The following is a 22,547-nucleotide window of genomic DNA, read 5'->3' as shown; positions in this document are numbered from 1 at the left end:
TCTTTCTTCCAGAGTGTGATTACCACCGACAATTCGGCGTTGCTGAATTGTTAAATTAGTAACCTTTCATTTACCTTTCATTGATAAGGTTTAGTGAAAGGATGTGATATGCGTCTCTTACTGGTTGAAGACACGGCGGAACTGGGGCGATGGTTACAGAAAGCGTTAACCCAGAAAGGCTTTGCCGTGGACTGGGTGGTCGATGGCGTGGCGGCCGACCACAGCCTGCAAAGCGAAGACTATGCGCTGCTGGTGCTGGATGTCTCTTTGCCGCGTCTGGATGGCATCGAGCTGTTAACGCGGCTGCGCCGTCGGGGACAAAATATGCCAGTGCTGCTGCTGACCGCGCGCAGTACGCTGGACGACCGCGTGCGCGGCCTGAACACCGGTGCCGATGACTACCTGACCAAACCCTTCGAACTGGATGAACTGGATGCGCGTCTGCGTGCGCTGTTGCGGCGTTCACAGGGGCAATCGCCACAAAATCAAACGCTGGGACAGCTTGAGCTTAACGGCGAGGGCTACTTTTTGCTGGACGAAAAACCCCTGGCGCTGACGCCGCGTGAGTCCAGTGTGCTCACCACGCTGATGCAGCGCCGTGGCCGTCCGGTCTCGCGGCAGCATCTCTATGAGCAGACCTTTACGCTGGTGGACGAGGCCAGCCCGGAAAGCATTGAGCTGTATGTCCATCGGGTGCGCAAAAAACTGGCCGGGAGTGATGTGGGCATTGTGACGCTGCGAGGGCTGGGCTATAGCCTGGAAACCCTGCCATGCGACTGATTCATTCTCTGCGCGGTGAGCTGCTGGCGTGGCTCGGCCTGCCGCTGGTGCTGCTGTGGATTCTGTCGGTTTATACCCATTATCAGAGCGGCCTGGCGGCGGCGAATCAGGCCTACGATCGCTCCCTGCTGGCCTCTGCGCGTACCGTCGCCGAGCGGCTGGTGGTTCGTCATCAGCATCTGGAGGTGGATGTGCCCTGGGTGGTGCTCGACAGCTTTGAGCGCAATATGAATGACCGCCTGTATTACCAGGTGATTTCGCCCCAGGGCAAAACGTTATCGGGCTATGACGGGCTGCCCCCGATTCCTGCCACCAGCGAAATGTCTGCAGCCTATCCCGCGTTAGTGCATTTTTATGACGGGCTTTACCAGAAGCAGCGCATTCGGGTGGCTGCATTATGGCAGCCGGTCAGTGACTCGGGCGTGGAAGGCATGGCGCTGGTGCTGGTGGCGGAAACCATTCACTCCCGTGAGGCATTTGCTCAGGGGCTGATGCGCACTGCGTTACTCAGCCAAAGCGCGCTGGTATTCATCACGCTGTTACTGGCGAGCATGATGCTGCGCCGGGTATTGCGGCCGCTGCGCCGTCTGTCACGCATCGTGCTGCGCCGTAACGGCGCGGCGCTGACACCGTTACCGTCCCTGCCGTGGTCGGAGTTACAGCCGCTCATCATCGCCTTTAATCGCTACCTTGAGCGACTGAGAGGGCTACTGGCGCGGCAGGACAGGTTCAGCGCCGATGCCGCTCACCAGCTTCGCACCCCGCTCACCATCCTTAAAACCCAGATCAGCACGGCGCTGGACAGCGACCGGCCTGAACAGTGGCGCGAAAGCCTGCAGGGCATGCAGCATACGCTGGATGACACCATCCTGCTGACCGATCGCCTGCTGCAACTGGCGCGAATTAAAGCCCGTCACGGGGAAGATAAGCCCATGGCGCGGGTGGATTTAGCGGCCATCGTCCGCGAGGCCTGCTTTAGCCGTTATGCCGCGGCACGCGCAAAATACATTGATCTGGGTTATGAGGGTGATGAACACAGTGAGGTGAAAGGCGACGCGCTGTTGCTGGGCGAACTCTGTGCCAACCTGCTGGATAACGCGATTAAATATACCCCTTCTCAAGGGATGATCACTGCGCGCCTCCAGAGCGGAACACTTCAAATTGAAGACGCGGGGCCGGGGATTAGCCCGGACGAGCAGCAAAAAGCGCTGCAGCCTTTTATCCGGCTGGATAATGCCGCTATGCATGCCGGCGCCGGCATTGGGCTGGCGCTGGTCCAGGATATTTGTGCCTGGCACGGCGCTGCCGTAACGCTGGATCGCAGCCCGTTACTGGGCGGGCTACGGGTTACCGTCCAGTTCAATGTGGATCGGTGTTAACCGGTTTGCGCGCGGTTAACGGCCTGCGCAGCCGCTGGGCCAGCAGAACGCCTGCCAGCGTCAGACCGCCGCCAATCCAGTGATAGCTGTGCAGATGTTCATGCAGAAACAGCACCGCAATGATGGCGGTAAACACCGGTGTCAGATTCATAAAAATACTGGTAATGCTGGCCCCTAACTTTTGAACGCCATGTATCCACAGCCAGGGCGCAAGAATAGAGGCAAACAGCCCGGCAAAGGCCACCAGGGGAAGATTGCGCGGCGTGAGCGAGACATCTGACGTCATCAAAAAGCCGGGTAACAGCAACAAAACGCCAAAGGCAATTTGCACGTAAAGGCTCTGCCAGACCGGCAACGGAATCGACCAGCGTTTTGTCATCACGCCATAAAGCGCATAGCAGCTGGATGCCGCCAGCATCATCGCTTCTCCGGCACCGATACCGTGATTCAGCAGCTGGTGAAGGTTGCCTGCGCTGACCAGCCAGATTAAGCCGCAGAACGAGATCAGGCTGCCCACCAGAATGCCCACCGTCGGCGCAATCCGCAGGACCAGCACGCTGAGCAACACCGTTAACAGCGGAATCAGCGCCGCAATAATGCCCATAAACAGGGCGCTCACGCTGTGGGCGGCATAGTAAGCCAGACTTTGATACAGCGCCATGCCCAGCAGGCCCAGAACCATCAAACGCCAGAGGTGCGGCCTGATCGCCTGCCAGCGCCGTATCACGCCGGGTAACACAAACGGCGTTAACACCAGCAACGCCAGTAGCCAGCGATAAAAGGAGATGGCTGCAGGCTCGATTGCCCCCGCCGATAATTTATTAACGATAGCGTTAACCGACCAAATCAATACCGCAAACAGCGGAAACAGAAAAAACATAGCATGACTCCAGCCTCAGACCCGCGGCAGTTTACGCCTGTCTGACATGCTTCTGCCAGCCTTATGGTCGACGGCATGGGGAGGTTAGGCTAAGGCGGGGCTTTTGTGCCAGAATAGCGCCCTTAAATGCAACACACAGGAAAGCCGTGGTGAAAATTCTCGTCGATGAAAATATGCCCTACGCCCGTGAACTCTTTAGCCGTACGGGCGATGTGGTTGCCGTACCTGGCAGGCCATTACCCGAAGCGCAATTAGCCGACGCTGATGGACTGATGGTGCGATCGGTCACTCAGGTTAACGCGGCGTTACTGCAGGATAAACCTGTCAGGTTTGTGGGCACGGCCACGGCCGGGACGGATCACGTCGATGAAGCCTGGCTGGCGCAGGCGGGCATCGCGTTCTCGGCCGCACCCGGTTGTAACGCCATCGCCGTCGTAGAGTATGTTTTTTCTGCCTTGCTGCTGCTGGCTGAACGCGACGGTTTCCTGTTGCGCGATCGTACCGTAGGCATTGTTGGCGTGGGTAACGTGGGCAGCCGTCTGCAGAAACGCCTGGAAGCCTGGGGCGTGAAAACGCTGCTGTGCGATCCACCCCGGGCTGACCGTGGGGACGAAGGGGATTTTCACTCGCTCGATACGCTGGTTGAGCAGGCCGATATTTTGACGTTTCATACGCCACTGTTTAAATCTGGCCCTTACAAGAGCTGGCATCTGGCGGATGCTGCGCGACTGATGGCCCTGAAGCCTGACACCATTCTGATTAATGCCTGCCGCGGCCCGGTAGTCGATAATGCCGCGCTGCTGGAAGTGCTGAACATGCGCCACGATCTGAGCGTGGTGCTGGACGTCTGGGAGCCGGAGCCGGATCTCTCCCTGGCACTGCTGGATAAGGTTGATATCGCCACAGCCCACATTGCCGGTTATACCCTGGAAGGCAAAGCGCGCGGCACTACCCAGGTTTTCGAGGCCTGGTGCGACTTTATTGGGCAACCGCAGCAGGTGCCGCTCGGCAGCCTGTTACCCACGCCGGAATTCAGCCAGATCCGTCTGAATGGGCCGCTCGATCAGCCAACGCTGAAACGGTTAGTGCATCTGGTGTATGATGTGCGCCGCGATGATGCGCCACTACGAAAAGTGGCGGCAAAACCGGGCGAGTTTGACCGCCTGCGCAAACAGTATGAAGAGCGTCGTGAATGGTCATCATTACAGGTGAACTGTGATGATCAGGCCACCGCTGATCTGCTTATTCAACTGGGCTTTAACGCCATATTATCCTCAACCTGATTGGTTCCGCCTGCGTGAACGGCGGGTGAAGGTAGGGATAATTCTGAATCCCCGGGCGGTGACATCACCGCCTTCTGTTTTTATGTCATTGTCTGAGGTAAACCAACATGTCTGACGGCTGGAATATTGCGCTACTTGGCGCAACAGGCGCAGTAGGGAACGCTGTACTGGAACTGCTGGCTCAACGCCAGTTCCCGGTTGGTGAATTGTATTTGCTGGCGAGCGATAACGGTGCCGGTGAAATTAAACGTTTCGAAGGCCGTTCTGTTCGGGTCGAAAACGCGGCGGAGTTTGACTGGTCACAGGCGCAACTGGCCTTTTTTGTTGCCGGTCGCGAGGCATCAGAACGCTATGCAGAAGAAGCGGCGAGTGCAGGCTGCCTGGTTATCGACAGCAGTGAGCTGTTTGCCCTGTCACCGGACGTGCCGCTGGTGGTGCCGGACGTCAATCCCCAGGTGCTGGCGGATTACCGTAATCGCAATATCATCAGCGTGGCAGATAATCTGGTGAGCCAGCTGCTGACGGCGATTAAACCGCTGGTCGATGCGGCAGGTTTAGGCCGTTTACAGGTGACGAATCTGATCTCTGTCTCCACGCACGGCAAAGCGGCCGTGGATGCGCTGGCAGGGGAAAGTGCACGTTTGCTGAACGGCGTGCCCGCTGACGAGCACCATTTTGGTCGCCAGCTGGCTTTTAACCTTCTGCCGCAGCAGGCGGACAGCGAAGGCAGCGTAGAAAGCGAGCGTCGCCTGGTCGATCAGGTGCGTAAAGTGTTACAGGACGACGGGTTGCCGGTTGCCGTCAGCAGCATTCAGGCACCGGTGTTTTATGGCAATGCGCAGATTGTCCACATTGAAAACCTGCGCCCGCTGTCAGCCGAAGAGGCGAGGGCAGAATGGGCACTGGCGGCCGATATTCGTCTGAGTGAAGAGGCCGAGGTGCCGACGCCGGTCACGGATGCCTCCGGCACCGATGAAATGAGCATCGGCTGTGTACGTAATGATTACGGCATTCCGGAGCTGTTGCAGTTCTGGTCAGTGGCGGACAACGTTCGTTTCGGCGGCGCGCTGATGGCCGTAAAAACCGCTGAGAAGCTGGTCCAGGAGTACATGTACTGATGTCAGAAGGTCAGACAAAAAAACTGGCACTGGGCATTGAGTACGACGGCAGCCGTTACTATGGCTGGCAACGTCAGCAGGAAGTGCGCAGCGTGCAGGAAAAGCTGGAGCGGGCGCTGTCGAAAGTGGCTGACCATCCGGTCAGCGTATTCTGTGCCGGCCGCACCGATGCCGGGGTCCATGGCACCGGACAGGTGGTGCATTTTGAAACCGTGGCGCCGCGTGCCGATGCGGCCTGGACGTTAGGCGTCAACGCCAACCTGCCTGATGATATCGCTGTGCGTTGGGTAAAGGCGGTGCCGGATGACTTTCACGCCCGCTTTAGCGCGACGGCCCGGCGCTATCGTTATCTGATTTACAATCAGCGGCTACGTCCGGCGATTCTGGGCAACGGTGTGACGCACTTTTACTATCCTCTGGATGTGGAAAAGATGCAGCGTGCCGGTCAGTGCCTGCTGGGCGAGAATGATTTTACGTCTTTTCGCGCCGTGCAGTGCCAGTCGCGAACGCCGTGGCGCAATGTGATGCACCTTAATGTCACGCGTCAGGGGCCTTATGTGATTGTCGACATCAAAGCGAATGCCTTTGTGCACCATATGGTGCGCAATATTGTCGGAAGTCTGATGGAAATTGGCTGTGGAAATCAGCCAGAATCCTGGATGGCTGAACTGCTGGCCGCCAAAGACCGTACCCTGGCAGCGGCGACGGCGAAAGCCGAAGGGCTTTATCTGGTTGCGGTGGATTATCCCGCGCATTTTGCTTTACCACAGCCGGCGATGGGGCCATTGTTCCTCGCGGATTAATTAACCTTACGTACAAGGGATCGTTATGGAGTTCATCCATTTTGTGGTCGATTTTATTCTGCACATTGACGTGCATCTGGCCGAATTAGTAGCGCAGTATGGCATCTGGATTTACGCCATTTTATTCCTGATTTTGTTCTGCGAAACGGGATTAGTGGTGACGCCGTTTTTGCCAGGGGATTCGCTGCTGTTCGTGGCAGGGGCGCTGGCCGCGTTGCCGGGTAACGATCTCAACGTGCATCTCATGGTGGCGCTGTTGGTCATTGCCGCTATTCTTGGGGATGCCGTGAACTACACCATTGGCAAACTGTTTGGCGAACGGCTGTTCAGTAACCCAGACTCAAAGATTTTCCGCCGCAGCTATCTCGATAAAACCCATGCGTTTTATGCCCGTCACGGGGGGAAAACCATTATTCTGGCCCGCTTCGTGCCTATCGTGCGCACCTTTGCGCCTTTCGTCGCCGGAATGGGGCACATGTCCTATCGCCACTTCGCGCTGTTTAACGTCACCGGCGCGCTGGCCTGGGTGCTGCTGTTCTCCTATGCGGGTTATCTGTTTGGCGATTTGCCTGTGGTGCAGGAAAATCTTAAGCTGCTTATCCTCGGGATCATCGTGGTATCGATTCTGCCGGGTGTGATTGAAATCTGGCGTCATCGCCGCCAGGCTAAGCAGTAAAATCCACCCTGAGCAGCGGCATTGCTCAGGGGTAAGACCAGATTTTTATCCACAGTCTTAATTGGTTGTGGTTTAATGAGCGACATTTACCGTCTGCTGAAGCGGTTTTCAGCAGTATCGAGACGACTGGACCAGGTCAGTTTTTAACAGAAAGGTCATCAATGAGCTGGATTGAACGCATTCTTAATAAAAGCAACATTACGCCTGCACGTCGTGCCAATATTCCGGAAGGAGTGTGGACGAAATGCGACAGCTGTGGCCAGGTACTTTATCGTGCCGAGCTGGAGCGTAATCTTGAGGTCTGCCCTAAGTGCGACCACCACATGCGCATGCACGCCCGTGAGCGCCTGGCGAGCCTGCTCGATCAGGGCACGCTGGTCGAGTTGGGCAGCGAACTGGAACCCAAGGACCTGCTGAAGTTCCGGGATTCCAAAAAGTATAAAGATCGGCTGGTGGCTGCACAGAAAGCCACGGATGAAAAAGATGCGCTGATTGTGATGAAAGGTCAGCTGCACGGTATGCCGGTTGTGGCAGCCGCCTTTGAATTCGCCTTTATGGGCGGGTCAATGGGTTCTGTGGTTGGCGCACGTTTCGTGCGGGCGGTGGAGCAGGCGCTGGAAGATAACTGCCCGATGATCTGCTTCTCTGCCAGTGGCGGGGCGCGTATGCAGGAAGCGTTAATGTCGCTGATGCAAATGGCCAAAACCAGCGCCGCGCTGGCGAAAATGCAGGAGCGGGGTTTGCCGTATATTTCGGTCCTCACCGATCCAACCATGGGCGGCGTCTCTGCCAGCTTCGCGATGCTGGGCGATCTGAATATCGCCGAACCTAAAGCCCTGATCGGCTTTGCCGGTCCGCGCGTGATTGAGCAGACCGTGCGTGAAAAACTGCCGCCGGGCTTCCAGCGTAGTGAGTTTCTGATTGAGAAAGGGGCGATTGATATGATCATTCGTCGTCCTGAAATGCGCTATAAACTGGCGAGTCTGCTGGCAAAAATGATGAATCTGCCAGCACCGCTGCACGACGGTGAAGCGTTCGCACCTGCGACGACCGACCCGGAGAGCAACGAGGCCTGACAGGAGACCGAAGGCGCGCGGGTCGCGCCTTCCACCAATGCACCGTATACCTTGCGGCTTTCACCGGGTATAAATTTGCAAAACGGGACATATGGACAATCTTCACCTTCCTCAAGCCACGTCGCCTTTGGCCACGTGGCTTTATTATCTTGAACACCTCCACTCTCAGGCGATAGAACTGGGCCTGGATCGTATTCGCCTGGTGGCGCAACGTCTGGACCTGCTTAAGCCTGCGCCCTTCGTGTTTACCGTTGCGGGCACGAATGGCAAAGGCACCACCTGTCGCACTCTGGAAACCCTACTGATGGCCGCCGGTTATCGGGTCGGGGTTTACAGCTCACCGCACCTTGTGCGTTACACCGAGCGTGTCCGGGTTCAGGGGCAGGAACTCAGTGAAGCCCAACACAGCGCCAGTTTCGCCGACATTGAAGCGGGTCGCGGTACGATTTCTTTGACCTATTTTGAATTTGGCACGCTGTCGGCGCTTAACCTGTTTAGGCAGGCAAAGCTGGATGTGGTCATTCTGGAAGTCGGGCTGGGCGGTCGGCTGGATGCGACCAACATTGTCGATGCGGACGTCGCGGTCATTACCAGTATTGCGCTGGACCACACCGACTGGCTTGGCCCGGATCGTAACAGTATTGGTCGGGAAAAAGCCGGTGTCTTCCGCCAGGCTAAACCGGCGGTCGTCGGTGAACCGGATATGCCCGCCACCATTGCTGAAGTCGCCCGTGAAAAAGGCGCGGTGTTAATGCAGCACGGGCGCGACTGGCAGTACCGGCAGCAGGCAGAAAGCTGGTCACTGCGCGATGCGCAAGGCGAGCTGAGTGATTTGCCTCTGCCTCAGGTGCCGTTGCCTAACGCGGCTACCGCCCTGGTGGCGCTTCGCGCTTCAGGGCTGAAAGTCAGCGAGGCGCTAATCCGTGCGCATTTGCCGCTGGCGATTTTGCCCGGCCGTTTCCAGACGATCAGCGAATCACCTCGCGTAATTTTGGATGTTGCCCATAATCCCCACGCCGCAGCCTATCTGGCCTCGCGACTTGCGGCGCTGCCGCAGTCAGGTCGGGTACATGCGGTCGTTGGCATGCTGCACGATAAAGATATTGCTGGCACGCTGGCGGCGCTGTCACCTCAGGTGGACAACTGGTATTGCGCGCCGCTTGATGGCCCTCGCGGTGCCAGCGCGGAACAACTCATGGCGCACGTGACCTCCGCTCAGGCGTTCGCGGATGTTGAACAGGCCTGGCAACAGGCGCGCCAGCAGGCGGAACCGCAGGATATCATTCTGGTCTGTGGCTCTTTCCTGACGGTCGCGCAGGTCATGGAATCGATTGAAACGGAGAAAGGACGTGGCGAGTAAGTTTCAAAACCGTTTAGTCGGTACCGTTATTCTGGTAGCCGTCGGCGTAATCGTATTGCCGGGGCTGCTGGATGGTAAGAAAAAGCATTACAAAGAAGAGTTTGCCGCGATCCCTCTGGTGCCCAAACCCGATGATCAGCAGGACAGCGAAATGGTGCCGCCGGTTACGCAGTCGCTTCCTGCGCAGCCGCCAGCGGGCGCGGGCAGTGCTGTCAGCCATCCTGATGCGGATGACGCTGACGCCACCGAGGGCAGCAGTCAGCCAGAGCACAGCAGCGAGCCGAGCGTGGTATCGCCGCCGCCGGTACATTCGTCGACGGCCACGACCACCCCGAAAGCCAAACCGGTGGAGCCAACCCGACCCAAACAGGTTGAACAGGCTAAACCGAAATCGGCAGAGCAGCCGCAGAGCAAACCGGTGGAAAAAAACCGGCCGGTTGAACAGGCTAAGCCGGTTGAAAAAACCAAACCGGCAGAACAATCTCAGCCTGCGGAAAAGTCCGCCCCAGCAGAGCAGCCTAAAGAGACTCAGCCTGCCGGTCAGGCCTATGTCGTGCAGTTGGGTGCGCTGAAAAATGCCAGTAAGGTCAATGAAATCGTCGCGAAGTTGCGCTTGTCGGGCTACCGGGCTTATACGGTGCCGTCCACGCCGGTACAGGGACAAATCACCCGTATTTATGTCGGGCCGGACGCTTCAAAAGCCAAAATGCAGGCGGCGGTGGCTGAGCTGAAAAACGTGTCGGGCTTAAGCGGCGTCGTAAAATCTTACAGCGCACGTTAAACCGCTGATTGGTGCTGCCGATAAGATTAACAGGCAGCGCCTTTCGCCGCGGGAACGGGGACACCGGGAGCGGCTCAGGCGTGAATAGCAACCACTTTTCAACCTGTTAATGGGTTAATAATGACACAGGCGAAGACGGATTTTTTCATCGCCTTTTTTATGGATGCAGAACCTGAAAACCCCTACGCAAACGTTTTCTTTTTCTGTTAGAATGCGCCCCGAACTGGAAGCAGGGGTGCAATGGCACTGGCGCTGGAAGAGTTCATGATCTGGATTGATTACGTCATTATTGCGGTAGTTGGTTTTTCGGCTTTGGTCAGCCTGGTTCGAGGGTTTGTCCGCGAAGCCTTATCTCTTGTTACCTGGGGATGCGCGTTTTTTGTCGCCAGTCATTACTATGCCTACCTTGCAGTCTGGTTCACAGGTTTTGACGACGAACTGGTTCGTAACGGAATCGCGATTGCGGTGCTGTTCATCGCGACCCTGATTGTGGGGGCAATCGTGAACTACGTTATCGGCTCGCTGGTTGAGAAAACCGGCCTGTCGGGAACCGATCGGGTATTAGGCGTTTGTTTCGGGGCGTTGCGTGGTGTGCTCATCGTGGCCGCTTTGCTGTTCTTCCTTGATACATTCACGGGCTTTTCGAAGAGCCCGGACTGGCAGCAGTCTCAACTTATTCCCGAGTTCAGTTCTATAATCAGGTGGTTTTTTGACTACCTGAAAAGCACGTCGAGTTTTTTGCCCCGGTGAGGCCACCGGGCGTACGGCTTAATGAGGAAATGACAACATGTGCGGTATTGTCGGTATCACCGGTTTCATGCCGGTCAACCAGTCGATCTATGACGCGTTAACGGTGCTCCAGCACCGTGGGCAGGATGCCGCAGGCATTTGTACCATCGATGCGCTGAACTGCTTTCGTCTGCGTAAGGCGAATGGTCTGGTCAGCGACGTCTTCGAAGCGCGTCATATGCAACGTTTGCAAGGCAACATGGGGATTGGTCACGCACGCTATCCTACCGCGGGCAGCTCCAGCGCTTCTGAAGCACAGCCGTTCTACGTCAACTCGCCGTACGGTATTTCTCTTGCCCATAACGGCAACCTGACCAATGCACATGAACTGCGTAAACGCCTGTTCGAAAAGGGTCGCCGTCATGTGAATACCACCTCAGATTCTGAAATTCTGCTGAATATTTTTGCTCAGGAACTGGATCGTTTTCAGCACTATCCGCTGGAAGCCGACAACGTTTTCGCCGCCATTGCGGCGGTGCACCAGCAGGTTCGTGGCGCGTATGCCGTGGTGGCGATGATTATCGGTCACGGTATGGTGGCCTTTCGCGATCCTAATGGCATTCGTCCGCTGGTGCTGGGCAAACGCGTCATTGCCGATGGCCGTACCGAGTACATGGTGGCGTCTGAAAGTGTGGCGCTGGACACCCTGGGTTTTGAATTCATCCGTGACGTTGCACCGGGTGAAGCGGTCTATATCACTGAGCAGGGACAGCTTTCTACCCGTCAGTGCGCCGAAAATCCTAAAAACAATCCTTGCCTGTTCGAATACGTCTATTTTGCCCGTCCGGACTCATTCCTGGATAAGATTTCGGTCTACAGCGCCCGCGTCCGTATGGGCACCAAGCTGGGCCAGAAGATTGCCCGCGAGTGGGAAGATCTGGATATCGACGTGGTGATTCCGATTCCGGAAACCTCAATGGATACCGCGCTGGAAATTGCACGTATCCTCGATAAGCCTTACCGTCAGGGCTTTGTTAAAAACCGCTACGTCGGCCGCACCTTTATCATGCCGGGTCAGCAACTGCGCCGCAGCGCGGTTCGCCGCAAGCTCAACGCTAACCGTGCTGAGTTCCGCGATAAAAACGTCCTGCTGATTGATGACTCTATCGTGCGCGGCACCACCTCTGAGCAGATTATCGAGATGGCTCGTGAAGCGGGCGCGAAAAAGGTTTACCTTGCGTCTGCCGCACCGGAAGTGCGTTTTCCCAATGTCTATGGCATCGATATGCCAAGCGCGACCGAGCTGATTGCCCACGGTCGTGAAGTAGAAGAAATTCGCCAGATCATCAAAGCGGATGCGCTGATTTTTCAGGACCTTGATGACCTTATCGAAGCCGTACGGGAAGAAAACCCGGATATCGTTCAGTTCGAGTGTTCCGTCTTCAACGGTATTTATGTGACGAAAGACGTCGATCAGGGCTATCTTGAATATCTGGAATCCCTGCGTAATGACGACGCAAAAGCCATTGCCCGTCAAAATGAAGTGGAAAATCTTGAGCTGCATAACGAAGGCTAAGCTAACCTGAATGCAAATAAGAGGGCGGGACTTATCCCGCCCTCTGTGTTTTCTGCCGGTCTGCGCTATTATGGTGCGCTTTGCCACTGCAAGGTTGAACGATGAAACGACTCATTATTGGTATTTCTGGTGCAAGCGGCGTGATATTTGGCATCCGGCTGTTGCAGGTTTTGCAGCAGGTCAGCGATGTGGAAACGCACCTGATCATCAGTCAGGCAGCACGTCAGACGCTGAGCCTGGAAAGCGACTACAGCCTGCGGGACGTCCAGGCGCTGGCCGATGTGGTTCACGATGTGCGCGATATTGCCGCCAGCATCTCCTCCGGGTCGTTTAAAACGCTGGGAATGGTGATTCTGCCCTGCTCGATGAAAACCCTGTCCGGTATTGTGCATAGCTACAGCGACTCGCTGCTGACACGTGCTGCGGATGTGGTGCTGAAAGAGCAGCGCAAGCTGGTGCTGTGCGTGCGTGAAACACCGCTGCATATTGGTCATCTGCGGATGATGACCACCGCGGCTGAACTGGGGGCCATCATTATGCCGCCGGTACCTGCCTTTTATCACCGTCCCACCACCATTGATCAACTGGTCGATCAGACCGTTAATCGGGTTATCGACCAGTTTGATATTGAACTGCCGCAGGATTTATTTGTGCGCTGGCAAGGTGCATAAGTTTCTTCTTCCGCACTTCTTTGGTGCAGAAACGCGGGAGCGATCACTGTTCCTGCATTTCCTGAACTAAAAGTTCACAACATCGCTTTTTCTCTGCGACATCACTGATATATTCCATTCACAAACCCAGCCTTTTCGTGGCTAAACGGCTGGCTGGGCAGGCGGTAACGTTGCAGAACTGGCATGAAACATGCACAGAAAAAGGCAGTGTTAGTCGCAAACACACATCATGCACCACATAACAATAAGCATTTTACTTGAGGGTAATCTATGAAGAAGCGTGTTCTGGCTCTTTCTTTAATGTTGGGCCTGTCCAGTGCGGCCAGCGTATTTGCAGCAGTACCGACCTCGATTCGTGTCGGCACTGACCCAACATATCCGCCGTTTGAGTCGAAAAACGCGCAAGGACAGCTGGTCGGTTTTGATATCGATCTGGCTAACGAAATCTGTAAACGTATTCATACCAAGTGTACTTACGTAGAAAGCGACTTTGATGCGCTGATCCCCTCTTTGAAAGCCAAGAAAATCGACGCCATCATCTCCTCGCTGTCTATCACCGCTAAGCGTCAGGAAGAAATTGCGTTCTCTGACAAGCTCTATGCCGCCAATGCGCGTTTAGTGGCGCCTAAAGGCGCAAAAATTGAACCCACCCCTGAGTCGCTGAAAGGCAAAAATATCGGCGTACTGCAGGGCACCACCCAGGAAACCTATGCTAATCAGAACTGGCGTCCAAAAGGTGTGACCGTCACGCCTTATGCTAACCAGGATCTGGTGTATCAGGATCTGACCGCTGGTCGTATCGATGCTGCGTTCCAGGACGAAGTTCAGGCTGCCGAAGGCTTCCTGAAACAGCCGGTTGGCAAGAGCTATGCGTTTGCAGGCCCGGCAGTGAAAGACGATAAAATCTTTGGCGTCGGCACCGGCATGGGATTGCGTAAAGATGATACCGAGCTGAAAGCGGCCATCGACAAAGCGTTCGAATCTATGCGTAAAGACGGTACCTACGACAAAATTGCGAAGAAATATTTTACTTTCAACGTGTACGGTGACTGATCTGTCGTCTTCGCTTCTGCTGTTCGCATAACAGGATTCGCCTCTGGTTGCCCCAGCCTGTCTGGCCGGGGCAACGTTGTGCGTTATCGTTTATGTGTTAACAGAAGCAACGCGGCCCGTCTGTAGGGCGGGCACCGCGTCGTTTCCACCCCACGACAGGACTTTTTTCCATGTTGTATGGCTATTCTGATGTCATTTTAAAAGGGACGCTGGTCACGCTTGAGCTCGCGCTGAGTTCAGTCTTGATGGCGGTGATCCTGGGTCTGATTGGTGCTGGCGCGAAGCTATCGCGTAATCGCCTGCTGTCCCTGATTTTTGAGGGCTACACGACGCTGATTCGTGGCGTGCCCGACCTCGTTCTGATGCTGCTGATCTTCTACGGTCTGCAGATTGCGCTGAATCATCTCACCGATGCGCTCGGACTGGCCCAGTTCGATATCGATCCCATGGTTGCGGGCATCATTACGCTGGGGTTTATCTATGGCGCCTATTTTACCGAAACCTTCCGCGGTGCCTTTATGGCGGTGCCAAAAGGGCAAATCGAAGCGGCCACGGCGTTTGGTTTTACCGGTTCCCAGATTTTCCGCCGAATCCTGTTTCCGGCGATGATGCGCTATGCGCTGCCCGGCATTGGTAACAACTGGCAGGTGATCCTGAAAGCCACCGCACTGGTTTCCCTGTTAGGTCTGGAAGATGTGGTTAAAGCCACGCAACTGGCTGGCAAAAGCACATGGCAGCCGTTTTATTTTGCTATCGTAGCCGGTGTGATCTATCTGGTCTTTACCACCTTATCTAACGGCATTCTCTGGTGGCTCAATCGCCGCTACACGGTCGGTGTGAAGAGGGCGGAGCTATGATCGAGATTCTTCACGAATACTGGAAAGCGCTGCTCTGGACAGACGGTTATCGCTTCACCGGCGTAGCCATTACCCTGTGGCTGCTGATTGTCTCGGTCGTGCTGGGCGGCTGCATGGCGGTGTTGCTGGCGATTGCGCGCGTGTCACCGAATCGTTTTATCAGCCTGCCGGTGTGGCTCTTTACCTACGTTTTTCGCGGTACGCCGCTTTATGTGCAACTGCTGGTGTTCTACTCCGGCATGTATACGCTGGAAATCGTTAAAGGCACGGAGCTGCTGAATGCGTTTTTCCGTAGCGGCCTGAACTGTACGTTACTGGCTTTCACCCTGAATACCTGCGCCTACACCACGGAAATTTTCGCCGGTGCGATTCGTGCTGTGCCACACGGCGAAATCGAAGCCGCGCGGGCCTATGGTTTTTCCACCTTTAAACTGTATCGCTGCATTATTTTGCCTTCTGCGTTGCGCACGGCCTTACCGGTTTACAGCAATGAAGTCATACTGATGCTGCACTCAACCGCTCTGGCTTTTACCGCAACCGTGCCAGATTTGCTGAAAATCGCCAGGGACATTAACGCGGCAACCTATCAGCCCTTTACCGCGTTCGGCATTGCGGCCGTGTTGTACCTGATTATTTCTTATGTGCTGATTAGCCTGTTTCGTCTTGCGGAACGTCGTTGGCTGGCGCACGTGAAACCTTCTTCATCGCATTGAGTAAGACTATGGCTGATAACAAATTAAGCGTCACCGACCTGCATAAACATTACGGTGAACATGAAGTATTAAAAGGCGTGTCATTGCACGCCAATGCGGGCGATGTCATCAGTATTATTGGCTCGTCGGGTTCAGGGAAAAGTACCTTTTTACGCTGTATCAACTTCCTCGAAAAACCGAGCGAAGGCGCCATTGTGGTCAACAACACCGCCATTACCCTGGTGCGCGATACGGATGGCCAGTTAAAAGTGGCAGACAAGGAGCAGCTGCGCCTGCTTCGTACCCGTCTGACGATGGTCTTTCAGCATTTCAACCTGTGGAGCCACATGACCGTGCTGGAAAACGTCATGGAAGCGCCGATTCAGGTGTTGGGGCTGAGTAAAGCCGAAGCACGCGAACGCGCCATTACCTATCTGAACAAGGTCGGCATTGATGAGCGGGCGCAGGGAAAATATCCCGTACACCTGTCCGGTGGTCAGCAGCAACGCGTTTCGATTGCCCGCGCACTGGCGATGGAGCCGGAAGTGCTGCTGTTTGATGAGCCCACCTCTGCTCTGGACCCCGAACTGGTCGGTGAGGTGCTGCGCATCATGCAGAAACTGGCCGAAGAGGGCAAAACCATGGTGGTGGTCACGCACGAAATGGAATTTGCCCGTCACGTTTCCAGCCACGTGATTTTCCTGCATCAGGGAAAAATTGAGGAGCAGGGACCCCCGACGGAATTATTCGGTAACCCGAAAAGCCCACGCTTACAGCAGTTCCTTAAGGGATCGCTGAAGTAGTTGAGTTACCTGTCATTCAGCAGGCGCATGGCGGTGGTTTCGTCGGTCACCAGGCCCGATATCCAGCCGCCGTTCACCGCAGCCTGAATGGCAGCATATTTTCGCTCACCACCGGCAAAGCCGATGATATTGCGCGTCGTCTGGCTTTCCAGCGTCACGCTGGTTAACAGCGCGTCGGTTTCCCCCAGAACGCGTTCGCCCTGCTGATTGAAGAAGTGGCCGAGCATTTCCCCGACAACGCCGCGCGCATTCAGCGCTTGCACCTGACGGTCAGTAATAAAGCCTTCCGCATTCAGTGGGCAGCCGGGGTTAACTTCCCCGATCCCCAGAAACGTCACATGCGCCTGCAGTGCACGATCGACCACGCGCTGATAGACCTGATGCTGACACCACATCTGCTTATCTTCCGGGCTGTCAGCAAACAGCGGCGCGGGGATGAAGAAATACTTGCCCTGCATTTTTTCAGACAGCTTAAGTGGCACGTCATAGCGGGTGCCCGAGTCGTCACGGGCAATCGCGCCAATCATGGAAACACAGTGGTGCTGAGGGCGTTCCACCCAGGGCAGCGCATCGATAATGGCACGCAGCGTTTTGCCCGATCCAATGCCAAACACCTGCGGCTGATCGTCATTGATAAACTGTGACATCACCTCTGCACCTTCCACCGCCAGCATCTGCTGTATGGCGTCGTCGTCAAGGCCACCGGAGGGCACGACGCGACAATGCTGCAGGCCAAATTTTTCCTGCACATCGTGCGCCAGACGCAGGCAGTGCGTGACAGGATGATCGATCTTCACGCTGACCATTCCCATTTCACGCGCCCCTGAAATCAGGCGCTGGGCAACCTGGCGCGACAATCCCAGCGCCCGGGCGATCTCCTGCTGCGTTAAGCCCGCGACGTAATACATCCAGGCAGCACGCGCGGCGAGTTCCTGTTTCTTCTCTTCTTTGTTCATTCCGGCATTCCATCTTCTGTGAACCGCCATTTTATCGCGCAATGCGGCGAAAAGCCTATTCGGGCAAAAGCGCATTTTCTGGGCGAATGTTTTAAATGTGAAATTAATCACAGTACATCGACGTAACCTCTGATTAACATATGTGTATCCGGGCAAATGCCCTTTAGTTAAACAAATGCTTAAAGAGGTCGTGATGACAACGTCAGTTTGGATGCATATCGGCGCAGGCTCGTTCCATCGTGCTCATCAGGCATGGTATCTGCATCGACTGATGCAGCAGGGCGACAGCCGTTGGCATATCGCCCTGGGAAATATCCGCGATGATGCCACGCCGTTACTCACGCAGTTGGCTGCGCAGCAAGGCGAATATGTGCTGGAAACGGTCACGCCAGAAGGCGATCGCGATTACGAAACCATCACCTCGATTCGTCAGGTTCTGCCGTGGGACAAAGAGATCAGCGCGCTGGTGCGGCAGGGTGCCGATCCGGCAACCCGGGTGATCGCGTTTACCGTGACCGAAGCCGGTTACTATTTAACGCCGGAGCATGAACTGGACCTGCAGCAGCCCGATATCCGTGCGGATCTTAACGGCGAGGCACGGACGCTGTATGGCGCGCTGGTGCGCATCCTGACGGCACGTGTTGCCAACGGCGGTGCACCCGTAACGCTGTTGAACTGCGACAATCTGCGTCATAACGGTGAACGTTTTCGCCAGGGCTTTTTAGCTTTCCTGGCGGCGAAGGGCGCAGATCGCCTGGCCGAGTGGGTACGCGAGAAGACGACATCGCCAAATACCATGGTTGACCGTATCACCCCGCGCCCCACGGCAGATGTCGCTGAGCGGGTTCAGGCCGCGACAGGTAAAGATGATGCGGTGCCGGTGATGGCGGAATCCTTTATTCAGTGGGTCATTGAAGACGATTTTATTGCCGGACGTCCGGCGCTGGAGCAGGTTGGCGTCGAGCTGGTGGACTCGGTGCTGCCCTGGGAAGAAGCCAAAATCCGTATCCTGAACGCCACCCACAGTGCAATTGCCTGGGCGGGAACCCTTATCGGCTTGCTTTACATCGATGAAAGCACCCGACAGAAAGCCATCCATCAGATGGCCTGGGAATACGTCTCTCAGGATGTCATTCCCTCCCTCTCTCCCAGCCCGCTGGACCTGGCGGACTATCGGGATGTGGTGTTGTCTCGCTTCAGTAACCCGTGGATCAAAGACACCAACCAACGTGTGGCGGCGGATGGCCTGTCAAAAATTCCCGCGATGGTGACGCCGACCTTGCAGGAATGTTACCGGCGCGGCACGCCGCCAGCCGCCAGCCTGGTACTACCCGCGTTGTTCTATCTGTTTTTGCAGCGTTGGGCCCGGGGCGAGCTGCCCTATGACTATCAGGATGGCGTGCTGCAACCCGACGTGATTCAGCAGTGGTTTGCCCGCACCGATCCGCTGGCGGCGTATATGAGCCAGTCTTCCCTGTTTGGTGAGCTGGCCGCGTCTGACGATTTTCATGCGCGGCTGACCGCGACCGTGGCCGGGCTGGAAACATGGTTGGTCCAGCCAGAGCAACCTCTTGCCGTGGTGTAGGGAGATGACAGGTTCTGGCTATGGATATTGGCCGCTCAGCGCTAAAAGCGCCGATGGTGAAATCACGGCAGCAATGTGGCATCGGAACATGCCGCATCTTATCCGCACCGGGCAGAGCAGAGCCCATGAAGCGGGTAACGCGCAGTTGCCTGAACGTCGCGATGCTGGCGCTGACCATCGTTATACCTCTCGTCAATGCGGCGGGTCATGAGCGGGCGGACGCGCAAATGTACCTCAACGTGCCGAATCCTGGCGTTGTCTGCCCAGGACCAGAGGCTTTAGCGCCGCCTTACACAGTGCCGTGAGCTCTACCGTCAACCATGTCAGTCTCGCTTGCTGACCTGATTAACCTGTAACCGAACAGAGAAGGACCATCGTCATGCACTCTACTGCGTACTGGTTTGGCTTGCCCAAACATCTGATCTGGGGATTTGTGGCTATTGCCGTTTTTATGGCGGGTGACGGCTTCGAGATGGCTTTCCTGTCACGCCATATTACCGATATGGGGTTCACGCCAGGCCAGTCGGCGCTGGTGTTCACCTTTTACGGTTTAGCCGTGGCGCTGGCGGCATGGGCGTCAGGTGTGGTGGCGGAGCTGATTACCCCGCAGCGCGCCATGCTGATTGGTTTTATTTTGTGGGTGGTCATGCATGCCCTGTTTATGAGCCTGGGACTGGGGATGCGTAATTATCCGCTCATGGTGCTGTTCTATGGTATTCGTGGTCTGGCCTATCCGCTGTTTATCTACTCATTCATGATGCTGCTGGTGCAGGTCCTGCCACGGGAACGGCTGGCTGCCGCCACGGGCTGGTTCTGGGCGATGTATTCAGTGGGGATCGGCGTAGTGGGAAGCTATCTGCCAAGCCTGATTATCCCTTCCGTTGGTGAAACCGGCACATTATGGCTGGCGATTGGCTGGGTCACCTGCGGCGGCTTGCTGGCGTACTTTAGCCTGCGCAACGTGCCGGTCGATCGTTCTCGCGTCAACTTGCCTCTGCGGGAAAAAATGACGGAGATGTCGCGAGCGGTGACCATCCTGTTCACCAACCAGCATGTGTTTTATGCCTGCCTTATCCGCATCATTAACACACTGTCGCTGTTTGGCTTTGCCATCATCATGCCGCTGCTGTTTGTGGACCGCCTTGGGTTTACCCTGTCGGAGTGGCTACAAATTTGGGCGGTGTTCTTCTTTGTGACCATCTTTACCAATATTTTCTGGGGCATCATGGGCGAACGTATTGGCTGGATTCGCCAGGTACGCTGGTTTGGCTGCCTGGGAATGGCCGTTTCCAGCCTGGCGTTCTACTACCTGCCTGTCTATGCCGGTCACAATTTCCTGGTCGCCCTTATTCCCGCCGTGATGCTGGGGATTTTCGTTGCGGCCTTTGTGCCGATGACGGCGGTTTTCCCCACGCTGGAGCCGCATCATCAGGGCGCGGCCGTTTCGGTATATAACTTGTCTGCCGGCATGAGCAATTTTGTCGCGCCCGCGATCGCCTCGGTGATGCTGCCGTTTTTTGATATCGTCGGCGTGGTCTGGGCGTACACCGGTCTGTATGTGTTTGCCGGTGTGCTGACGTTTATCATTCGCGTCCCGCAACCGAATCACGGCGCGCTGCGTAGGGTGAAGTCAAAACCCGCCGTCACGTCTCAGTAAACGACAGGGGAGCGCCATGCTCCCCTCTGTCGCTCAGTTTTTTACCACGTCCTGTAACGCGTCCTGCAGCTCATACCAGCGGAAGCGAAAACCCGACGCCTCCAGCCGTTTGGGCAGCACATGTTGCCCGCCCAGCACCAGCACAGAAGATTCACCCATCATCAGTTTTATGGCACTGGCTGGGGTGCGCATGAAAGCAGGGCGGTGCATCACCTCGCCCAGCGTGGCGGCAAACTGCTCATTGCGCACGGCATAGGGCGAAACCATGTTAAAAGGGCCGCTGCAGTCGTCATTGTCCAGCAACCACATAATGCCATTGACCATGTCATCAATATGAATCCACGGCATATACTGTTTGCCGCTGCCGATAGGGCCACCGATACCCAGTTTAAACGGCAGTTTCATTTTACTCAGCGCGCCGCCCTCGCGCGCCAGCACCACGCCGGTTCGCAGCAGGCAGACGCGCGTGCGCTCCGTTTGAGCGGTCAGCGCCAACTGCTCCCAGCGGGCACACAGCTCGTGGGTAAACTCATTTTGGCCGGGATCATCCTCGGTTAATACGACGTCGCCACTGTTGCCATAAAAGCCCGTCGCCGATCCCGAAATGAAGACGCGCGGTGGTGTGGTGCTGGCATTGATCAGTGAGGCGATGCGTTCCGTGATTTGCCAGCGGCTCTCGCACAACTGCTGTTTATGCGCCTCGGTCCAGCGTTTATCAGCGATGGGTTCGCCGGCCAGGTTAATGACGGCATCGATGCCGTCAAGCGACTGCTGTTGCGCCAGGCCTGACCAGAGCGCGATATCCTCCCCCAGCTTTTCTCGTGCGGCGGCCACGTCGCGGGTGACCACGCTAACCTCGTGACCGAAGTGTTGTAAACGTGGGATAAGATGGCGGCCAATAAGCCCGGTTCCACCGGTGATTAAGATATGCATAGTGCGGCTCCGTCTGATTTTTTATTTTTTGCTTACTTCATCATAGAAGAGTCGTACCCGTGTGGCGTGAGCCGCTTCGTAATTTAGCGAGTTGACCCCAAACATCGGACCAGCGCCTGGTTGTTTTCAGAAATAAAAGTCGGTAAACATGAGGCACCCCTTTTAGCCATTCGAGGTAGCAGATGAATTACCCTTCCATCACCCTGTGGTCAGATTCATCTTTCTTTAGTCCTTATGTCATGTCGGCTTATGTTGCGCTCAGCGAAAAAGGGGTGCCTTTTAGCGTAAAGCGTCTCGATTTATCGCAAAACCAGCAGCGTGCGGAAACCTACCGCGATCTGTCGTTAACCTGCCGTGTGCCGACCTTACAGGTCGATGACTTTATGCTGAGTGAATCCTCGGCGATCTGCGAATACCTTGAGGAGCGTTTTGCCGCCCCCGAGTACGAACGTCTTTATCCCAAAGATCGCGAGAAACGTGCGCGCGCCCGGCAAATTCAGGCCTGGCTACGCAGCGATCTGATGCCGATTCGCCAGGAGCGTCCTACCGAGGTGTTGTTTGCGGGAGAGCACTTTGCGCCGTTGTCGCCTGCGGCACTGGAAGCGGCGGATAAACTGATCGCCGCCGTACAGCGCCTGTTACCGGAGCGGCAGCAAAATTTATTTGGTGAGTGGTGCATTGCAGATACCGATTTGGCTGTCATGCTTAATCGACTGGCGCTGCATGGTGATACGTTGCCTGCGCGTTTACAACATTATGCCGAGTTTCAATGGCAGCGAGCATCAGTCCAGTTATGGTTAGCGGAAAGCGGCAAAAATCGCTAGCGATCGGCGCTTGCTCAACCCGTCATAAGTGATTACCTTACGACTGATAAAAACGTGGCAAACAGCGCGTGCATA

23 protein-coding genes are annotated in these 22,547 nt (G+C 55.9%); 20 read left to right on the top strand and 3 right to left on the bottom strand.

The features are described 5' to 3' along the window. The first annotated feature begins 108 nt into the window (after nucleotides 1–108). Nucleotides 109–780, top strand: coding sequence for a transcriptional regulator TctD (gene tctD, locus CMR03_RS04535; protein ID WP_096010904.1), 672 nt, complete (start codon nucleotides 109–111; stop codon nucleotides 778–780). Then, the gene (locus CMR03_RS04530) at nucleotides 771–2,159 is read left to right on the top strand and encodes a sensor histidine kinase (protein WP_096010903.1); all 1,389 of its coding nucleotides are present in this window, start codon (nucleotides 771–773) and stop codon (nucleotides 2,157–2,159) included. Before tctD ends, CMR03_RS04530 begins: the two co-directional genes overlap by 10 nt. Here the strand turns inward: CMR03_RS04530 and CMR03_RS04525 are convergent. After that, nucleotides 2,140–3,039: a DMT family transporter gene (locus tag CMR03_RS04525; RefSeq protein ID WP_096010902.1), complete on the bottom strand. Its 900-nt coding sequence runs from the start codon at nucleotides 3,037–3,039 to the stop codon at nucleotides 2,140–2,142. The genes CMR03_RS04530 and CMR03_RS04525 overlap by 20 nt on opposite strands. A 149-nt stretch (nucleotides 3,040–3,188) precedes the next feature. Here CMR03_RS04525 and pdxB point away from each other — a divergent pair, with 149 nt between their 5' ends. The 14 genes from pdxB (at nucleotide 3,189) to hisP (ending at nucleotide 16,517) form a co-directional block, all read left to right on the top strand. Next, on the top strand, nucleotides 3,189–4,322 hold the full coding sequence (pdxB, locus tag CMR03_RS04520) for a 4-phosphoerythronate dehydrogenase PdxB (RefSeq protein ID WP_096010901.1): 1,134 nt from the start codon (nucleotides 3,189–3,191) through the stop codon (nucleotides 4,320–4,322). A 107-nt stretch (nucleotides 4,323–4,429) separates the two neighbouring features. Further along, nucleotides 4,430–5,440, top strand: a complete 1,011-nt coding sequence (locus CMR03_RS04515; protein WP_063880330.1) for an aspartate-semialdehyde dehydrogenase — start codon at nucleotides 4,430–4,432, stop codon at nucleotides 5,438–5,440. Next, complete coding sequence (gene truA, locus CMR03_RS04510) at nucleotides 5,440–6,243, top strand: tRNA pseudouridine(38-40) synthase TruA (RefSeq protein ID WP_096010900.1); 804 nt, start codon at nucleotides 5,440–5,442, stop codon at nucleotides 6,241–6,243. The genes CMR03_RS04515 and truA overlap by 1 nt, the downstream gene beginning before the upstream one ends. 25 nt (nucleotides 6,244–6,268) lie before the next feature. After that, a complete protein-coding gene (locus tag CMR03_RS04505; protein WP_063880328.1) occupies nucleotides 6,269–6,919 on the top strand; it encodes a DedA family protein in 651 nt (216 codons plus the stop codon). A 161-nt stretch (nucleotides 6,920–7,080) separates the two neighbouring features. Next, nucleotides 7,081–7,995, top strand: a complete 915-nt coding sequence (accD, locus tag CMR03_RS04500; RefSeq protein WP_063880327.1) for an acetyl-CoA carboxylase, carboxyltransferase subunit beta — start codon at nucleotides 7,081–7,083, stop codon at nucleotides 7,993–7,995. Between the two features lie 91 nt (nucleotides 7,996–8,086). Beyond that, nucleotides 8,087–9,355 carry a bifunctional tetrahydrofolate synthase/dihydrofolate synthase gene (gene folC, locus CMR03_RS04495; RefSeq protein WP_096010899.1) on the top strand — a complete coding sequence of 423 codons (1,269 nt, stop codon included), beginning with the start codon at nucleotides 8,087–8,089 and terminating at the stop codon, nucleotides 9,353–9,355. Then, on the top strand, nucleotides 9,345–10,136 hold the full coding sequence (dedD, locus tag CMR03_RS04490; RefSeq protein WP_096010898.1) for a cell division protein DedD: 792 nt from the start codon (nucleotides 9,345–9,347) through the stop codon (nucleotides 10,134–10,136). The genes folC and dedD overlap by 11 nt, the downstream gene beginning before the upstream one ends. Before the next feature lie 264 nt (nucleotides 10,137–10,400). After that, nucleotides 10,401–10,886, top strand: a complete 486-nt coding sequence (gene cvpA / locus CMR03_RS04485) for a colicin V production protein (protein WP_026021019.1) — start codon at nucleotides 10,401–10,403, stop codon at nucleotides 10,884–10,886. Nucleotides 10,887–10,923: 37 nt separating this feature from the next. Next, entirely contained in the window at nucleotides 10,924–12,441 is a 1,518-nt protein-coding gene (gene purF, locus CMR03_RS04480; protein ID WP_063880324.1) for an amidophosphoribosyltransferase, read from the top strand. Nucleotides 12,442–12,542: 101 nt separating this feature from the next. Then, nucleotides 12,543–13,112: a UbiX family flavin prenyltransferase gene (locus tag CMR03_RS04475; RefSeq protein ID WP_063880323.1), complete on the top strand. Its 570-nt coding sequence runs from the start codon at nucleotides 12,543–12,545 to the stop codon at nucleotides 13,110–13,112. Between the two features lie 270 nt (nucleotides 13,113–13,382). Further along, complete coding sequence (gene argT, locus CMR03_RS04470; RefSeq protein WP_096010897.1) at nucleotides 13,383–14,165, top strand: lysine/arginine/ornithine ABC transporter substrate-binding protein ArgT; 783 nt, start codon at nucleotides 13,383–13,385, stop codon at nucleotides 14,163–14,165. Nucleotides 14,166–14,335: 170 nt separating this feature from the next. Beyond that, nucleotides 14,336–15,022: a histidine ABC transporter permease HisQ gene (locus CMR03_RS04465; RefSeq protein ID WP_063880321.1), complete on the top strand. Its 687-nt coding sequence runs from the start codon at nucleotides 14,336–14,338 to the stop codon at nucleotides 15,020–15,022. Next, complete coding sequence (locus tag CMR03_RS04460; protein WP_063880320.1) at nucleotides 15,019–15,735, top strand: ABC transporter permease; 717 nt, start codon at nucleotides 15,019–15,021, stop codon at nucleotides 15,733–15,735. Before CMR03_RS04465 ends, CMR03_RS04460 begins: the two co-directional genes overlap by 4 nt. 8 nt (nucleotides 15,736–15,743) lie before the next feature. Beyond that, entirely contained in the window at nucleotides 15,744–16,517 is a 774-nt protein-coding gene (gene hisP / locus CMR03_RS04455; RefSeq protein ID WP_063880319.1) for a histidine ABC transporter ATP-binding protein HisP, read from the top strand. Nucleotides 16,518–16,522: 5 nt separating this feature from the next. On the opposite strand, the gene CMR03_RS04450 is transcribed toward hisP, so the two are convergent. Next, complete coding sequence (locus CMR03_RS04450) at nucleotides 16,523–17,473, bottom strand: sugar-binding transcriptional regulator (RefSeq protein WP_096010896.1); 951 nt, start codon at nucleotides 17,471–17,473, stop codon at nucleotides 16,523–16,525. A 193-nt stretch (nucleotides 17,474–17,666) separates the two neighbouring features. Between CMR03_RS04450 and dalD the strand changes: the two genes are divergently transcribed. From dalD to CMR03_RS04435, 3 genes are all read left to right on the top strand, one after another. Then, nucleotides 17,667–19,058, top strand: a complete 1,392-nt coding sequence (gene dalD / locus CMR03_RS04445) for a D-arabinitol 4-dehydrogenase (protein WP_096010895.1) — start codon at nucleotides 17,667–17,669, stop codon at nucleotides 19,056–19,058. A gap of 20 nt (nucleotides 19,059–19,078) precedes the next feature. Then, nucleotides 19,079–19,363 carry a hypothetical protein gene (locus tag CMR03_RS04440; RefSeq protein WP_128604140.1) on the top strand — a complete coding sequence of 95 codons (285 nt, stop codon included), beginning with the start codon at nucleotides 19,079–19,081 and terminating at the stop codon, nucleotides 19,361–19,363. Between the two features lie 74 nt (nucleotides 19,364–19,437). Further along, nucleotides 19,438–20,715 (top strand): MFS transporter, encoded by a 1,278-nt coding sequence (locus CMR03_RS04435; RefSeq protein WP_096010893.1) that lies wholly within the window; start codon nucleotides 19,438–19,440, stop codon nucleotides 20,713–20,715. A gap of 33 nt (nucleotides 20,716–20,748) precedes the next feature. On the opposite strand, the gene CMR03_RS04430 is transcribed toward CMR03_RS04435, so the two are convergent. Continuing rightward, the gene (locus tag CMR03_RS04430) at nucleotides 20,749–21,648 is read right to left on the bottom strand and encodes a TIGR01777 family oxidoreductase (RefSeq protein WP_096010892.1); all 900 of its coding nucleotides are present in this window, start codon (nucleotides 21,646–21,648) and stop codon (nucleotides 20,749–20,751) included. Nucleotides 21,649–21,830: 182 nt separating this feature from the next. Here CMR03_RS04430 and yfcF point away from each other — a divergent pair, with 182 nt between their 5' ends. Further along, on the top strand, nucleotides 21,831–22,472 hold the full coding sequence (gene yfcF / locus CMR03_RS04425; protein ID WP_063880313.1) for a glutathione transferase: 642 nt from the start codon (nucleotides 21,831–21,833) through the stop codon (nucleotides 22,470–22,472). Nucleotides 22,473–22,547 lie beyond the last annotated feature (75 nt).

Origin of the sequence: Pantoea allii (assembly GCF_002307475.1) — a bacterium.
GTDB classification, from domain to species: Bacteria; Pseudomonadota; Gammaproteobacteria; order Enterobacterales; family Enterobacteriaceae; genus Pantoea; species Pantoea allii.
Note: the sequence above shows the minus strand (reverse complement) of the source record. Positions and strands in the feature narration are given on the sequence as shown.

Bases quoted from the DNA above. Each gene is read 5' to 3' on its own strand.
- hisP (WP_063880319.1), top strand. From the start codon at position 15,744: ATGGCTGATAACAAATTAAGCGTCACCGACCTGCATAAACATTACGGT.
- purF (WP_063880324.1), top strand. From the start codon at position 10,924: ATGTGCGGTATTGTCGGTATCACCGGTTTCATGCCGGTCAACCAGTCG.
- argT (WP_096010897.1), top strand. From the start codon at position 13,383: ATGAAGAAGCGTGTTCTGGCTCTTTCTTTAATGTTGGGCCTGTCCAGT.
- cvpA (WP_026021019.1), top strand. From the start codon at position 10,401: ATGATCTGGATTGATTACGTCATTATTGCGGTAGTTGGTTTTTCGGCT.
- tctD (WP_096010904.1), top strand. From the start codon at position 109: ATGCGTCTCTTACTGGTTGAAGACACGGCGGAACTGGGGCGATGGTTA.
- CMR03_RS04475 (WP_063880323.1), top strand. From the start codon at position 12,543: ATGAAACGACTCATTATTGGTATTTCTGGTGCAAGCGGCGTGATATTT.
- CMR03_RS04505 (WP_063880328.1), top strand. From the start codon at position 6,269: ATGGAGTTCATCCATTTTGTGGTCGATTTTATTCTGCACATTGACGTG.
- CMR03_RS04440 (WP_128604140.1), top strand. From the start codon at position 19,079: ATGGATATTGGCCGCTCAGCGCTAAAAGCGCCGATGGTGAAATCACGG.
- CMR03_RS04460 (WP_063880320.1), top strand. From the start codon at position 15,019: ATGATCGAGATTCTTCACGAATACTGGAAAGCGCTGCTCTGGACAGAC.
- folC (WP_096010899.1), top strand. From the start codon at position 8,087: ATGGACAATCTTCACCTTCCTCAAGCCACGTCGCCTTTGGCCACGTGG.
- CMR03_RS04530 (WP_096010903.1), top strand. From the start codon at position 771: ATGCGACTGATTCATTCTCTGCGCGGTGAGCTGCTGGCGTGGCTCGGC.
- truA (WP_096010900.1), top strand. From the start codon at position 5,440: ATGTCAGAAGGTCAGACAAAAAAACTGGCACTGGGCATTGAGTACGAC.
- CMR03_RS04515 (WP_063880330.1), top strand. From the start codon at position 4,430: ATGTCTGACGGCTGGAATATTGCGCTACTTGGCGCAACAGGCGCAGTA.
- dalD (WP_096010895.1), top strand. From the start codon at position 17,667: ATGACAACGTCAGTTTGGATGCATATCGGCGCAGGCTCGTTCCATCGT.
- CMR03_RS04465 (WP_063880321.1), top strand. From the start codon at position 14,336: ATGTTGTATGGCTATTCTGATGTCATTTTAAAAGGGACGCTGGTCACG.
- CMR03_RS04450 (WP_096010896.1), bottom strand. From the start codon at position 17,473: ATGAACAAAGAAGAGAAGAAACAGGAACTCGCCGCGCGTGCTGCCTGG.
- CMR03_RS04435 (WP_096010893.1), top strand. From the start codon at position 19,438: ATGCACTCTACTGCGTACTGGTTTGGCTTGCCCAAACATCTGATCTGG.
- CMR03_RS04525 (WP_096010902.1), bottom strand. From the start codon at position 3,039: ATGTTTTTTCTGTTTCCGCTGTTTGCGGTATTGATTTGGTCGGTTAAC.
- CMR03_RS04430 (WP_096010892.1), bottom strand. From the start codon at position 21,648: ATGCATATCTTAATCACCGGTGGAACCGGGCTTATTGGCCGCCATCTT.
- accD (WP_063880327.1), top strand. From the start codon at position 7,081: ATGAGCTGGATTGAACGCATTCTTAATAAAAGCAACATTACGCCTGCA.
- yfcF (WP_063880313.1), top strand. From the start codon at position 21,831: ATGAATTACCCTTCCATCACCCTGTGGTCAGATTCATCTTTCTTTAGT.